This is a genomic window from Ochrobactrum sp. P6BSIII, assembly GCF_014138065.1.
Classification (GTDB): Bacteria; Pseudomonadota; Alphaproteobacteria; order Rhizobiales; family Rhizobiaceae; genus Brucella.
The window spans coordinates 20,275-34,244 of sequence record NZ_JACGXB010000028.1 but is presented as its reverse complement, the minus strand read 5'-3'; the positions used below and the strand labels follow the sequence as shown (position 1 = coordinate 34,244).

Here is a 13,970-nt window from a genome sequence, read left to right as displayed (position 1 = left end):
GCTACTCGATACGACCAACTCGCCGAGAGCTTCATCAGCATGGTTCATATTGCTACCGCAAGATACTGGCTCAAATTCGTCCACGCCGCCTAGCTAAAGACGAGTTCGCCATTCACAAAATGGCAATAGGGGGTGCTCATCGTATAATGGACCAAAATCATCAAGTATCGTGACGGCATTTCTGTGCAAATAGGTGTTCACCAAAAATGTATAAAGCAAATACTTATTTGTAATATATAAGTGTTTAAAATAGTTGTGGCATTTACGAGGTGATGTTAGTCGACATCCATAATGGAGCGGCTTTCATCCCCTCCGAATTGTGATGCGAGGATCCCCCAGTTCCCTCGCATTTGCGGTTTAAAGAAAAGGCCCAACTATGATCAATGTCGCCTTGGAATGGTCCGTTCCGATATTACTTTTCCTTTGTGGGCTCGCGCTTATACTTGCGGCGAAATTGAACGCGATGACCATGAAATGGGGAGTCGGATTGTGCTTTTTAGGGGTCGGCTATGGCTTGATGCTTTTTCGTACCAAGAGCTTTTCTGCAGTTAAACCCCTCGGTGAAGATCTCCTGTTGCTGACAGGCGTGGTGATCTGCTGTGAGGCATTTGCTGACAGGTTTAAGCTGAGGGTGTCCCTGTTCTTCGATGGGATGATCATTCTTCTCGCGCTGTCGGCTGCGGCTTTTTCTCTGTTGTTTTTCCACAGCGTCAGACTGGAAAGTCTATCGATCATTATTGGTTGTGCAGCCGTCGTGTTTTCATACGTATGGAAGGTCGAATTCAGAAGCAGAACAACACCCGATTTGATAATTTTATTTTCATTTACTTTTGTTTTCGCGTGTTTGCTGCTTCAAGCCATTATTTACATATTTCTTGACGATGGGGAGCCTACAGTTGGCTTATGGAGTAATTCCATTTGGGGGATACTAATTCAATATACTGGGCTCATCGGTGGGGTTGTACTCGCATTCTCCGTCCTCCTGGCGATAAACCTGGATGTACTTGCTGCCTATCGACAGAGAGCGACCACATTTTCTACATCCTACACATCGGTGAGATTACCTGAATTTGCAAGTATAAGTACGACGTCCAATGACGTGCAGACATTGCCTTACGGATCAAGCAATGTGCAGAAGTCAATTAGCGCTGAATATTTAACGCCAGGTTCAGCCATGATCTTGCGTAATGCCTCTGATGGGGAAGCCGTATTAAGCGATATCACAGGGTTTGAAGACGTTATACGTGATTGCCTTTTCAGAATGACGAATTCAATTGGTTTTGCTCGCTCGCCGCGGGCGCGTAAGTTCATTATCTACATTGTGGAAGAAACGCTTTCTGGGAGAGCGGAGAGAATTAAAGAATGCGCAATCGCACTTGACGTCTTTGATCGGAAAATCGGGGATGATCTCGTCGGAGATTCACTGGTTAGAACCAGTGCGAAGCGGCTTCGCGATACACTCGATGCTTATAATAATGGAATAGGTAAATCCGAGCCTATACATATTACGATTCCCAAAGGGAGTTATATACCCAGGTTCACGCGCAACGTTTCGATGGGTTGATATGGAACGCAGCTATCGGGCTTCGCCGGGAGCCGTGATGTCTTTTTCCCGGCAGAAACCGAATATAACCGTTTGGAAATCCCGTCTTCTGCGGAGAGAGCAAAGAGGTTTCGTCTTTGATGTGACGGTTACGTAACGTTCTAAATTCAATTTTACTCACTTATATAATGATCCAAGCCGTGGTTTCCTATTAAGCAATGCCAAATCGATGGACGTTGTATACTGCGATTGTGGAGCGTGGATGAGTGACCGAACATACTGGCCATTAGTGGCGAGTGCGACGATCGTAACTGTGGAGGATGTGAAGGGTAATCCTGCACACATCCGACTGAAATCACAACGTGGGTATTTCCATAGCATTGATCTGTTTGATAGGACGCGGCCTCTCCGGAATAAGCAACATCAAAAGTCCGTTTCGTGCCTGCAGCAATTTATTACCGAAGTCTGCCGATACGTGTTGCTTGCCTGCACTCCTCAATCGGAAAGCCACAGCGGATCGTCGTCGGTACTCGCTGGCTTAACTGACTGCAGTCGTGTTGGGAATAAACTCGCTAAATTGCAGCACGTCGTTCCGGGTCTCGCTCAAAAATGAAGTGGCTAGAGAGCATCCCTGAAGAATGGGGCAAGGTTTACAGTTCTGAGAAAAGTGCGATTACGCTCACCAGAACAGGACCAAATGAGATCCAACTGGTGGCGCCAGAACCGTTTGCTCTTATTCTTCTAACTCCGCAGATGGAACGGGAAGCGAGGCTGGGGTCTGACAGGCGTACATCTGCAAATGTCCCGGTTGGATCTTTGGAGTTAATTCCGGATAAGGCGGATCTTTTTGCACGATGGCACACGCCAAAAGAGAATATTCTGACGTCTTTCGGAGCGGAGCGTTTGCGCAACCTTGCTGCGGCAGAGTTCGACAATGATGTGTACGAGTTAAGACCACTCAGGGCTGGGAGTGTTGATAAGACCGCATTGGCGTTGGCGAACCTCATGCGCGAAGAGATTTTGCGTGAGTGTGACAAGCCAAATTTATTGTACTTGGATTCTCTCAATGTTGCATTCTGGTTGAATGTACTGCGGAACCATTCTTCAATCAAAAAGGTGAATCACAGTCCGGCCTTCGGGGGGCTTTCAGCTAAAACCTGGCGTACCGTTGATGATTACATGCGATCTCATCTATCGGAAAATATTCCGATTGAGAAACTGGCAAGTTTGGCTCGCATTTCGGTCAGTCACTTTGCGCGTGGATTCCGTCAAACCACCGGAAAGAGCCCACATCAATATCTAATAGATTTGCGATTGGAATATGCCGAGATGTTGATCCGGGCTGATGACCTCCCCTTAGCTGAGATATGGAGAACCTGTGGGTTCGGAAGTCAAAGCCATATGACCTCACTTATGAGAGAGCGCAGAAAAACGACACCAACAAGAATCCGACGCGGCGGAATATAGGCGCCATTGAGGCTCAATGCACCTGTCCTCCAGTGGGCTTGGTTGCATCTGCGAATATCAGCGTATTCTGAAGCAACTCTTCTATCTGAATAGGACTGGAATCTGATGGTCGGCCGTTACTTTGTAGCAGCGGTCAAAATAGGAACTCTGGTATATCCTGAGTTGCACAACGTTTCACACAGGAGTTTACCAACGACTTCGAGTTTCATTTCGTACGCGCCTCATAGCAACCAAGCGCCCCTTCACCGCTGTCCTATCGAATATGTGGTAGACGGTTTAAGTGCGAGCTTGGGCGATGACAGATATTCGAACTATGACGACATCCTTTCAACGCCGGCACGACCAGTCGGGGTCACAGTTATGATGTCGGGGGACAGCCAGCTGCATGCTTGATGCTATCTACCAATCACCGGAGGCTGGCGAGGTCTTTCCATACTGGTCAATGTTGGCCGCGGTGACAGACCGCTGTCAGTCCGCCCCCATATAACTGACAGCGGTCGCCCGGGTTATGAGAGACCGCTATGTCTCCAATATTCGGGGTATTTCGTTATAAACTATAGGAGCCTAATTCCATGACTGATCATTCCATCAAAGGCAAAACCGTCATTATCGCTGGTGGCGCAAAGAATTTAGGTGGGCTCATCGCCCGTGATCTTGCCGCTCATGGGGCCAAGGCAATTGCGATCCATTACAACAGCGCGGCGAGCAAAGCCGACGCTGACGCAACCGTTGCTGCCGTGAAGGCTGCAGGCGCTGAAGCTGTTGCTTTTCAGGCCAACCTGATCACTGCCGGTGCAACGGAGAAATTGTTCGCTGACGCTATTGCGGCGATTGGCAAGCCGGATATCGCGATCAATACCGTCGGCAAGGTATTGAAGAAGCCGATGACGGAAATTTCGGAAGCCGAGTATGACGAAATGTCAGCAGTCAACGCGAAGGCCGCTTTCTTCTTCATCAAGGAAGCGGGTAAACAACTGAACGACAACGGCAAAATTTGTACATTGGTGACTTCCCTGCTCGGCGCTTATACGCCGTTTTATTCGAGCTATGCCGGCACCAAGGCTCCTGTTGAACATTTCACGCGCGCGGCTTCAAAGGAGTTCGGCGAACGTGGGATTTCTGTAACCGCTATCGGACCAGGTCCTATGGATACGCCTTTCTTCTATCCTGCCGAAGGCGCAGATGCCGTGGCCTATCATAAGACCGCAGCAGCCCTTTCCAGTTTCTCGAAGACGGGTCTCACGGATATTGGCGACATCGTTCCCTGGATTCGTCTTCTGGTCTCGGAAGGCTGGTGGATGACTGGCCAGACCATCCTCGTTAATGGAGGATACACCACCAAGTAATAGGATGGCGGCGCAGAGTGCCTTTGGTTGAGGTGCGGCTGTCGATGTTTGATCGTAAACGAGGGGATGTGACGATGAAACGATTATTAACAGTTGTGTTGGTTACGTTTGCTGTACTCCAGTCTTCGGTGGCCTATGCTGATCTAAAGGCGGCGGATCGAAGACTGAATGATCTTTATGGTCAGGTCATCAACTCGTTGCCAGCCTCAAATCAGGGGCAACTCAAGGAAAGTCAGCGCAACTGGATCAAGTATCGCGATAGTGAGTGTCGCTATCAGCAGGTGAACTACGCAATTATGGTTTCAGAAGCCGATTGCAAGGAAGTGTTGACCCGTCAAAGGATCGGCCTTTTGAGCCAACAGTTGGGTTGGTTGAAAAAGCTAGGTGACAAGGACGAGGCGGATGCGGCGGCTGACTGCAAGCAGGAGATTGGTGCCAAAGCAGCGAACATTCTCGTCAATCAATGTAAGGAGATTTCACCCGCTACGAACCCGCCATGCAATGCTGCTAATTCGTGCGATTTGATCAGAGATGAAATCAAGCGGGGTTGCAGCATGGCTGGCGACAAAAAGCCAGCATACTGCCAATAACCCTAGGTTTTTAAGCGTGTTTGTCTAGACGTGGAAACGTGGTGGGTTTCAACCTTGTACTTTTGTTAAAGGAAGTACGGGCTAGCCCAGATATATTTGATTAGAACAAGCGAGTATCATTGGGTCGATCAAGGATCATTGGTGTCCGGATGATTTAAGAGGCGGCATTTAAATATTGAATGCCGACCTTTCTCGTATGATACAGCGATCTGGATAGTAATATTTATAATCAACATTGATGGAGTCCTCTCGCATCGCAATGCGATTGGTCCATAAATATAAAAATATCAATCGTAAGATGAATTTTGAATAAAAAACGTATTAATATTTTACGGGAAATTTATGAAGAACACATTGTTTTGATGAAATTAATTAAATACCGGCTTGTCGATCTAACGATCAGATGTTAGTCGAGCAACGATAATGTGAGCAAGCAATCGATGATCTATCGTGCAGCTCATTCGTTCTTCCGACGTTAATTGCGTCTTAGTTCAACTGAAAAATCGTGAAGGCCGTCTCATGATCAATTCCGCTCTGGAATGGTCCGTTCCATTGTTGATCCTCGTTTGTGGCTTTGGTCTGATTGGTGCTGCCCGGTTTGGCTTTCCGACTGTTTCATGGGGCAGTGGGTTGTGTCTTCTTGGAGCCGGTTACGGCCTCATGCTCTTTCGAACCGTTACATTCTCGGCATTCAAACCTTTAGGAGAAGACTCGTTTATAATGGCGGGTGTGGCCATTTGTTGTCGTGCTCTCGCAGAGCGTTTCAAAATCCGAAAGAAGCCGGTTCTAGACGCAACTATCGTGGTTATTTTCTTAGGCATGGCCGCTCTATCACTGATGGTCTTCCAAAGCATAAGGCTTGAAACACTATCAATCCTCACCGGTAGTGCGTCGTTGATCTTGGCTTCTCTGTGGCGTGTGAAATCGAAAGTGAAGTCCTCCTCAGACATTATACTCTTCGCAACATTTGGTGCGATATTTCTATTTCTTTTATTTCAGTGTGGCGTCTATCTTTTCTTGAACGATCTTGCACCGGAGGTGGGGTCGTGGAGCAGCTCATTCTGGGGTGTGGTGCTTCAGTATACCGGGCTTTTTGGTGTGGTTATCTTGACGTTTGCGATTGTGCTTGCTGTGAGCATGGACGTGATTGATCGTTACCGCGATCTGGCGAATACGGACTCACTCACGCGAGTCTACAACCGTAGAGGCATGCAGGCATTCATACGCTCGTTTCAGCTAGACACCATGTCAGGAGAACAGGCAGCAATTGTCTTGGCTGATATTGATCATTTCAAAACGGTGAATGACCAATATGGGCATCATGCCGGTGATATGGTCTTGGCCGATTTCGCTCAGCTGCTGCAAGAGCGGGCTGGCCATGGAAGCTGTGTGGCGCGACTGGGAGGAGAAGAATTCGTGGTTCTTCTGCCCCGTACTCCAATGAAAGCCGCGATCACCATAGTTGAAGACTTGCGTTGCTCATTTGCGGCGCGGAGATGGTATCATATATCTGCGAACCTTCGTCTCACCGCAAGTTTCGGCGTCACGGTCCTCGAACATGGCGAGTCATTCAAATCGGCAATCACACGCGCTGACACTTACCTCTATCAGGCCAAGCTAGAGGGAAGGGATCGTCTGGTGGGAGATAAGGCGGCGTGAGTCTTCAGGTTATTTGGTGGTATGGTGTATTTTACACTATTGACGCCGCTGAACGACCAGGAAACTTGTAACCCCGCCCCCCACCGCGCTTGCGTAGGCAATGTCATCAATCTCGTTTGGCCCGGCGGGACGCTCGGTGCTGACGAACAAGAAGCTCTCGCCGAGACGGTTTCAAACGTTTCTGGTTATATATCAGTACGCGAACCGTGGAACGAGGATTTCAGAATTCGGATTCTTGACTAAGCAATTTCCCGACGAAGCGTTCTCCCACCATACTGCGAACGTTAGTTGAAGTGCGCGGATCGTCCGTTTTCACGACGATCAATGGACCCGATTGATAGGGCGATTTTGACAGAGGCCAAAAAATCCTTAATTATACGACGTATAATTAAGGAGTCGAAAATGGTCACCGGACATGTATTCATCGCTACAAGCCTGGATGGCTTTATTGCCCGCGAAAACGGGGCCATTGATTGGCTGCTCGAGCGCGACAATGCTGGTGAGGATCACGGCTATAATGACTTCATAAGCGACATCGACGTTATCGTTATGGGTCGCGGGACTTACGAGTCGGTTCGAAGCATGGGAAATTGGTTCTATACCCGTCCGGTACTGGTCTTGTCAGCGCTGCTTGCAAAGCAAACGGTTCCCTCTGACCTGATCGGACGGGTTCGCTTCTCGGACAAGTCACCGGGAAATGCTATGGCGATGCTTCAATCGGAGGGTGCAAAACGGGTTTATGTGGATGGCGGCCGCATTATTCAATCATTTCTCTCTCGCGATCTGATCAGCGACATGGTGATCACGAGGGTGCCAGTTTTACTCGGAACCGGTCGTCCACTTTTTGGTGGTGATCAACGCGATGTATCGCTTAAGCACGAGTGCACGAGGTCCTTTCCTTCTGGATTGGTCCAGTCACATTACAAGGTTATCCAATGACGGCGAGGAAAAGAGGCCGACCGCCAGCCGACGGAATGACCGTCGCGCCGAAAGCCATTCTTCGCGAGGCATTGTCAATGCTGGATGCCAGCGGACTTGACGGTTTGACTATGCGCGCACTGGCAGCACGTGCGGGCATCAATCCCATGACGATCTATCATCACTTCAAGGATAGAGATGGGTTGATCAAGGCGCTGGCGGAGCTTGTCTATGCGGATGTCGTAGCGCCTGAGCATGGTGATGCACTGGAACGCGCCCGTCACCTCATGAGGGCCTATTACGTCAAGGTTGTCCTCTACCCTTCACTGACCTTGGCGATTTTTGCGCGGCCAGCAATTTTCCCGGATCAAGCCAGAAGGATCACAGCTGAGTTGACGAACCTGTTGGGTGAACGCAGCCATTCTTCGCAACTCACGGCGCTTTGGACACATATTCTGGTTGACTATACGCACGGTGCGGCGCTTGCCGCATCAATCCAAGACGAGGGCCCGGGGCGTCAACTTTTAGATGAAGCGATGTTTTCCGCATTCCAGATCGGACTTGCCGAGATATTGGAGGCGTTTGATCGTTCTGCTGAACACGGTTCTAATTCTTTGAAATAACGAGATGTGTATAAGCCGCTGCCTTAAGATATTGGAAAACACTATTGTCTAAGCGAGTTCGTCTGTAAGAAATTTCGAAACGAAATCGACAAAGGCACGTACTCGCGACAGCGGATAACGACTTGCGGGCCAAAGAAGATAGAATATCCCCGTATTGTTGGCCGCGCCCGGAAGGACATCGATCAATGAACCATCCAGTATTTTTCCTTTAACAGCAAAACTCGGCAACATCGCAATTCCATTGCCATCCAGTGCCAGCTGTATAATTGAATCGACAGTCGTTACCGTGAATGTTTCCGGTGCTCTGGAGGTGTCATCCTCTTGGCCGGCCAGTTCCCATGGGGCAATCTTGCCGGTTTCTGAATAACGGTGCCGGAGACAGCGATGATTTTGGAGATCGGCGACGAACTGGGGTGCGCCGCATCGTGCGATATAGTCCGGTGATGCGACGAGACACCACGAGAATTCTCCTACCTTTTTATAGAGCAGGCGGCTGTCCTTCGGTTTCCCCGTGCGGATTACCACGTCGAAACCTTCGTCAATGACATCGGCAAAGCGGTCGCTGATATCCAGTTCCAGATCGACTTCGGGATAGGCCTTCATAAAAGCGCTGACGGCTCCCACCAGCAGCGTGGATGAAATGGGCAAACCAACCTTCAGGCGCCCATGGGTGCCTTGGGAAGATTGCGACAACTCTGCCTGCGCTACTTCCAGTTCGCCCAGAATACGGCGGCATCGTTCGAGAAACAGCTTTCCCTCGGTCGTCAGCGTGATCGAGCGCGTCGAGCGATGAAACAGGCGCACGTCGAGCTGCTCTTCAAGCTTCTGCACCGACTTGCCGACGGCAGATGCCGAAAGGCCAACAATTTGGCCCGCTTCGCGAAAGCTTCTTTTCTCAGCAGCGTGCACGAATGTCTGTAGCGCGCCGAAATGATCGAGTTTCATTTTCATACCGGAAAATCCTTCCGTAATGTTCCGAATTCAAGCCGCATTTAGCTGCCGCGTCAACGGCCATATAAAACTCTCGAGAAAAATTGATGGACGCCGTTCAGGAGAACCAGAACATGAGCAGCCTTTTCAAGCCGTTTAATCTTTCGGGTCTGGCACTGCCCAACCGCATTGTCATGGCGCCGATGACCCGTTCGCGTAGTTTCAGTGGTGCGGCCGACGAGCTGGTCGCACTCTATTACAGCCAGCGCGCCACAGCGGGACTGATCATTACGGAAGGAACCCCGATTTCCCGTGAAGGGCAGGGCTATCTTTTCAATCCGGGAATTTTCACCGAAGAGCAGATCAGGGGCTGGCGTCTGGTGACGCAATCCGTTCACAGCGCAGGTGGTCGCATCTTCACGCAGCTATGGCATGTCGGTCGTATTTCCAACCGCTCGATCCAGGAAGACGGTATAGCGCCGGTGAGCTCGACGGGACGCGTTGCTTCGGGCGCAATGTCCTTCGTTCGCAATGCGAATGGTGAGCCGGATTTCGTTCCGGTCTCGGAACCCCGCGCCCTCACCACTGAAGAAGTGAAGCGGGTGACCGGTGATTTCGTGCAGGCCGCACGTAACGCGGTGGAAGCTGGTTTCGATGGCGTGGAGCTTCATGGCGCAAACGGCTATCTGTTCGAACAGTTCATCAATCCGCTGGTCAATGACCGCGATGATATCTATTCGGCAACCACCATCGAAAATCGACTGCGTTTTGTACTTGAAACCGTCGATGCTGTGTCGGAAGTCATTGGCGCCAGCCGCGTTGCCATTCGTCTGTCGCCTTATGGCACCATTCACGACAACCCGCTTTTCCCCGACCTTGAAGAGACCTATGTGGCTCTGGCTGCGGAGCTTGGCAGGCGTGGCATTGCCTATGTGCACGTCATGGATCAATCTGGACAGGTCAAGCTGCCTTATGGCGAACGCCCGGTCAGCGATGCGATCCATGGCTTGATGGAACAATGGCGCCCATTGCTGCCGGATACCGCGCTCATTTTAGCTGGTGGTCTGGATCAGGCGCGCGCGCAGCGTCTGATTGATGCGGGGTTGATCGATCTTGCTGCCTTCGGCCAGCCATTCATCGCCAATCCCGACCTCGTTGAGCGTCTGCGTAACAACTGGCCCCTGAACGAGCCGGATCGTGCGACTTACTACGGCGGCGGACGCGCAGGCTATGTCGACTATCCGCCCTATAGCGGACGTTCGCTCGTCGCCTGATCGCACCCTCTTTCTGGAAGAATTCACGCGCCTCTCAACCGGGCCGATGGATTTTTGCGGCCTGACCTCGCCGCCTTCCAGCCTTTTTGGCATCGGTGTCCCGCTTATACGGCAACTTCAGGGACGCCGGGTCATTCCGCCCGAGATCATTCGTATCGGGCTTTCTCAAGAAAGGACGAAACCGTGTTTTCTAAAATCCTATCTGTCGGTGCATTGCTCAGCGCCACGATGCTGTTTTCATCGCCTGTTCTGGCACAGGAAAATATGCTGCCTTCCATCAACACGCCGCCGGAAGTTTCTAAAGCAGCTCTGGCCAAGGTGAAGGAGGAGCAACGCGGACAATATGCGGTTCCTGAAGGTTTCAAGAGCGGCATGGTGGAAACAGATGGCATCCGCCTGCACTATGTGAGCGGGGGAGAGGGCAAGGGCGATCCGATCATCTTCGTTCATGGCTTCGGCTCTACCTGGAAGATGTGGGAACCGGCTCTGGAAAAGTTCTCCGCAAACCATCAGGTCATTGCTCTCGACCTGCCTGGCCTCGGTCAGTCGGAACCGTCTGCTGCGGGCTATGACGCAGAAAAGATGAGCACCTATCTTCTGGGCGCGATCAAGAGCCTGACCAACAACCAGCCCTTCACCTATGTCTGCCATGACCTGTGCAACTCGGCTTCCTACCCGATGGTCGCGAACAACCAGGATATCATCAAGAAGGTGGTGTTCATGGATTCGCCGATCCCCGACAAGGCAATGTGGACCTATCCGGGTCTAACGCCGCACGGTCCGGGCCTTGGCTGGCACTTTGGCTATTTCTCATTCGGCGACATCGCTGAAAAGATGGTCTCCACCGATCCGGTTCTGTTCATGAGCTACTTCATCAAGGAATATGCCGGCAAGAAGGACACCTTCACCCCGGCTCTGCTGGATGAATTGATCGAACCCTATTCGACCCGCGCGAACCTGCATGCGGCATTCGGTTATTATCAGTCGCATTCCGATAGCATTCGTCAGAATGAAGCTCTGCTCGCCGCTGGCAAGCAGTTGACCATCCCGGTCTATTCGATCAGCGGCGCCAAGGGCGTGAACGACGTTCTGCCAAAGCAGCTCGCGGCCCGCTTCGTGAAGGATCCGAGCAAGCTTGGTTCGACCATTCTTCCAGATACCGGCCATTGGCTGCTTGAAGAATCTGCCCCTGAAGTCAACGCGCTGCTTGCCGATTTCATCGACAAGTAAGACGTGTTGGTCCTCACCAACGGTTTCGTGATCGCGGCAAGCCACGCAACGGTCATGAAGCCATGATGATGATAGAGATTGAGCGGTCGCGGTCCGTTTGAGCCAGAGCCGCTCGATCTCTTTCCATAACGCATTCCTGTACGAAAAAGCCGTTTCACACTTTTGCTCGGAACGCTCCAGTCTCTATCGATATCGTTGCAGTTCGAGCAGACAATTGGAGGCCCAGATGACTGTATCACCCATGATCCCGATGATGATGGCAATCGCGTTGGGAGTTGCAACACCTGCCATGGCTGACCCTTTGCTTGGTGATTTCGATTATGGTTGGCCGGTTCAGCGTCAAACCATACTCAGCCAGAACGAGGCCATGACCATGGCCTATATCGACGCCCGTCCAGAAAAGGCCAATGGCCAGACCGCCGTGCTTCTGCATGGCAAGAATTTCTGCGGTGGCACATGGGAGACTACCATCAAGGCGCTTACGGGGGCGGGATTTAGGGTCATTGCACCCGATCAGATCGGGTTTTGCAAATCAACGAAGCCAGCCCGCTATCAATATGGTCTGCACGCGCTTGCGGATAACACGCATCAGCTTCTGACTGCACTTAACATCACAAAGCCGGTTCTGGTCGGTCACTCGATGGGCGGGATGCTGGCCATACGCTATGCATTGCAATATCCAGATGAACTCCAGAAGTTGGTGGTGGTCAATCCGTTGGGAATGGAAGACTGGCGTGCCAAGGGCGTGCCCAATGCGACCATCAATCAGCTCTACGCCACCGAGCTAAAGGTGACGCGTGCAAGCATCAAGGCCTATCAGCAATCGACATACTATGCCGGTACTTGGAAACCGGAATTCGACCGCCCTGTCGATATGCTGGCATCCATGTATGAAGGTCCGGGCGGCAACATTGTTGCCTGGCATCAGGCTTTGACCGCCGATATGGTGTTCAACCAGCCTGTTGTTCATGAATTGGACAAGCTGCGTGTGCCGACAGTGCTGATGATTGGTCTGAAGGACAATACGGCCATGGGCAAAAACCGCGCGAATCCCGAACTCGCGGCAACGCTCGGCAATTATCCGGTAATGGCAAAGGAAGCTCAGGCGCGTATTCCCAATTCGCAACTGATTACTTATCCCGACTATGGGCATAGCCCGCAGACGCAGGATCCGGAGCGTTTCAATGCCGATCTGCTGAAAGCAATTGCAGTCGTTCCCTAGAAAAGCGATGGCCTTTGCTCGAGAATCTGATGCGTGGTGCGCGCCGGACGATATCCGGGGCGCACTGTTTTCATCCACGTATGAAGGCTAGCAGATCAGCGTTGATTACGTCTGCATTGACTGTAAGCATCCCGTGCGAAAAGCCCGGATAGATGATCAGTTTGCTGTTCTGTAGCAGCTTGTCCTGCAGGATCGAGGCGCATTTATAAGGAACGACCTGGTCATCGTCGCCTTGCAGCACGAGGGTTGGTACCGTTATCGCTTTCAGATCCTCTGTTTGATCCGTTTCCGAAAACGCCTTGATCCCCTCATAATGTGCCTTGGCGCTTCCCATCATGCCCTGTCGCCACCAGTTATCGATAACGCCCTGCGATGGCTTTGCTCCCGGCCGATTAAATCCGTAAAAAGGACCAGAGGGCACATCGATGAAAAACTGCGCGCGATTGGCGGCGAGTGCCGAACGAAAGCCATCGAATACTTCGATGGGGGTTCCATCGGGATTGTTGGCTGTTTTGACCATCAGGGGTGGAACAGAACTGACCAGAACCGCCTTGGCGACCCGACCCTGCGGCTGGCCAAACTTCGCCACATAACGTGCAACCTGCCCGCCGCCTGTTGAATGGCCAATATGGATGGCGTTGCGAAGATCGAGATGTTCGACAACTGCCGAGGCGTCGGCAGCATAATGATCCATATCGTGACCGTCGCTGACCTGGCTCGATCGACCGTGGCCTCGGCGGTCATGCGCGACGACGCGAAAGCCTTCCTTGAGGAAGAACAGCATCTGGTTGTCCCAATCATCCGCACTGAGCGGCCAACCGTGATGGAAATGGATCGGCTGTGCGTCCTTCGGACCCCAGTCCTTGTAATAGATCTCAGTTCCATCCTTTGTCTGAACAAATGCCATCGCGGTTTCTCCTTTGTGAGTACCAGTGATCCGGGGAGGCGGATCGGTAGGGCAAATAGCGCTTGGGACGATTCCGACAAGTACAGATTTTACTGAAAAATAGGAAGGTAATTATAAATTAAATTACCTATGTTTTCAGAAATAATAATTGTATTTATATTAAATACAATGAATTGTTATTCATAATTATATGGATAGTTTTCTCATATTAATGTATAGATGGAATGATTTTAAGAAAAATCTGACAGTTTATCGCTGGCG

At 51.1% G+C, this 13,970-nt stretch carries 12 protein-coding genes and 1 pseudogene; 11 read left to right on the top strand and 2 right to left on the bottom strand.

What is annotated here, in order from left to right; genetic code table 11:
• From FHW00_RS24660 to FHW00_RS23600, 8 genes and pseudogenes are all read left to right on the top strand, one after another.
• Window positions 1–93: pseudogene (locus FHW00_RS24660) on the top strand (IS5 family transposase); the annotation flags it as partial.
• 283 nt (window positions 94–376) lie between these two features.
• Window positions 377–1,564, top strand: coding sequence for a hypothetical protein (locus FHW00_RS23630; RefSeq protein WP_078341118.1), 1,188 nt, complete (start codon window positions 377–379; stop codon window positions 1,562–1,564).
• A 588-nt stretch (window positions 1,565–2,152) separates the two neighbouring features.
• Entirely contained in the window at window positions 2,153–3,010 is an 858-nt protein-coding gene (locus FHW00_RS23625) for a helix-turn-helix domain-containing protein (RefSeq protein WP_078341119.1), read from the top strand.
• Window positions 3,011–3,582: 572 nt separating this feature from the next.
• Window positions 3,583–4,356: an SDR family oxidoreductase gene (locus FHW00_RS23620; RefSeq protein WP_078341120.1), complete on the top strand. Its 774-nt coding sequence runs from the start codon at window positions 3,583–3,585 to the stop codon at window positions 4,354–4,356.
• A gap of 44 nt (window positions 4,357–4,400) precedes the next feature.
• The gene (locus FHW00_RS23615) at window positions 4,401–4,946 is read left to right on the top strand and encodes a lysozyme inhibitor LprI family protein (protein ID WP_078341139.1); all 546 of its coding nucleotides are present in this window, start codon (window positions 4,401–4,403) and stop codon (window positions 4,944–4,946) included.
• A gap of 519 nt (window positions 4,947–5,465) precedes the next feature.
• Window positions 5,466–6,605, top strand: coding sequence for a GGDEF domain-containing protein (locus FHW00_RS23610; RefSeq protein ID WP_078341121.1), 1,140 nt, complete (start codon window positions 5,466–5,468; stop codon window positions 6,603–6,605).
• A gap of 402 nt (window positions 6,606–7,007) precedes the next feature.
• Complete coding sequence (locus FHW00_RS23605) at window positions 7,008–7,544, top strand: dihydrofolate reductase family protein (protein ID WP_078341140.1); 537 nt, start codon at window positions 7,008–7,010, stop codon at window positions 7,542–7,544.
• 35 nt (window positions 7,545–7,579) lie between these two features.
• Window positions 7,580–8,146: a TetR/AcrR family transcriptional regulator gene (locus tag FHW00_RS23600; protein ID WP_445558020.1), complete on the top strand. Its 567-nt coding sequence runs from the start codon at window positions 7,580–7,582 to the stop codon at window positions 8,144–8,146.
• 48 nt (window positions 8,147–8,194) lie between these two features.
• Here FHW00_RS23600 and FHW00_RS23595 read toward each other — a convergent pair whose 3' ends face one another.
• Window positions 8,195–9,097 carry a LysR substrate-binding domain-containing protein gene (locus tag FHW00_RS23595; protein ID WP_445558021.1) on the bottom strand — a complete coding sequence of 301 codons (903 nt, stop codon included), beginning with the start codon at window positions 9,095–9,097 and terminating at the stop codon, window positions 8,195–8,197.
• Between the two features lie 113 nt (window positions 9,098–9,210).
• Between FHW00_RS23595 and FHW00_RS23590 the strand changes: the two genes are divergently transcribed.
• The 3 genes from FHW00_RS23590 to FHW00_RS23580 all read left to right on the top strand — a co-directional run bounded on the left by FHW00_RS23590 (window position 9,211) and on the right by FHW00_RS23580 (window position 12,802).
• Complete coding sequence (locus FHW00_RS23590) at window positions 9,211–10,350, top strand: alkene reductase (protein ID WP_078341124.1); 1,140 nt, start codon at window positions 9,211–9,213, stop codon at window positions 10,348–10,350.
• Window positions 10,351–10,533: 183 nt separating this feature from the next.
• Window positions 10,534–11,580, top strand: coding sequence for an alpha/beta fold hydrolase (locus FHW00_RS23585; protein WP_210189499.1), 1,047 nt, complete (start codon window positions 10,534–10,536; stop codon window positions 11,578–11,580).
• Between the two features lie 226 nt (window positions 11,581–11,806).
• The gene (locus FHW00_RS23580; protein WP_078341126.1) at window positions 11,807–12,802 is read left to right on the top strand and encodes an alpha/beta fold hydrolase; all 996 of its coding nucleotides are present in this window, start codon (window positions 11,807–11,809) and stop codon (window positions 12,800–12,802) included.
• A 70-nt stretch (window positions 12,803–12,872) separates the two neighbouring features.
• On the opposite strand, the gene FHW00_RS23575 is transcribed toward FHW00_RS23580, so the two are convergent.
• A complete protein-coding gene (locus tag FHW00_RS23575; protein ID WP_078341127.1) occupies window positions 12,873–13,709 on the bottom strand; it encodes an alpha/beta fold hydrolase in 837 nt (278 codons plus the stop codon).
• Window positions 13,710–13,970 lie beyond the last annotated feature (261 nt).

What these genes read in the sequence shown, in the direction of transcription:
- FHW00_RS23630 (WP_078341118.1), top strand. Translation starts at nt 377, where the DNA reads ATGATCAATGTCGCCTTGGAATGGTCCGTTCCGATATTACTTTTCCTT.
- FHW00_RS23625 (WP_078341119.1), top strand. Translation starts at nt 2,153, where the DNA reads ATGAAGTGGCTAGAGAGCATCCCTGAAGAATGGGGCAAGGTTTACAGT.
- FHW00_RS23620 (WP_078341120.1), top strand. Translation starts at nt 3,583, where the DNA reads ATGACTGATCATTCCATCAAAGGCAAAACCGTCATTATCGCTGGTGGC.
- FHW00_RS23615 (WP_078341139.1), top strand. Translation starts at nt 4,401, where the DNA reads ATGTTTGATCGTAAACGAGGGGATGTGACGATGAAACGATTATTAACA.
- FHW00_RS23610 (WP_078341121.1), top strand. Translation starts at nt 5,466, where the DNA reads ATGATCAATTCCGCTCTGGAATGGTCCGTTCCATTGTTGATCCTCGTT.
- FHW00_RS23605 (WP_078341140.1), top strand. Translation starts at nt 7,008, where the DNA reads ATGGTCACCGGACATGTATTCATCGCTACAAGCCTGGATGGCTTTATT.
- FHW00_RS23600 (WP_445558020.1), top strand. Translation starts at nt 7,580, where the DNA reads ATGACCGTCGCGCCGAAAGCCATTCTTCGCGAGGCATTGTCAATGCTG.
- FHW00_RS23595 (WP_445558021.1), bottom strand. Translation starts at nt 9,097, where the DNA reads ATGAAAATGAAACTCGATCATTTCGGCGCGCTACAGACATTCGTGCAC.
- FHW00_RS23590 (WP_078341124.1), top strand. Translation starts at nt 9,211, where the DNA reads ATGAGCAGCCTTTTCAAGCCGTTTAATCTTTCGGGTCTGGCACTGCCC.
- FHW00_RS23580 (WP_078341126.1), top strand. Translation starts at nt 11,807, where the DNA reads ATGACTGTATCACCCATGATCCCGATGATGATGGCAATCGCGTTGGGA.
- FHW00_RS23575 (WP_078341127.1), bottom strand. Translation starts at nt 13,709, where the DNA reads ATGGCATTTGTTCAGACAAAGGATGGAACTGAGATCTATTACAAGGAC.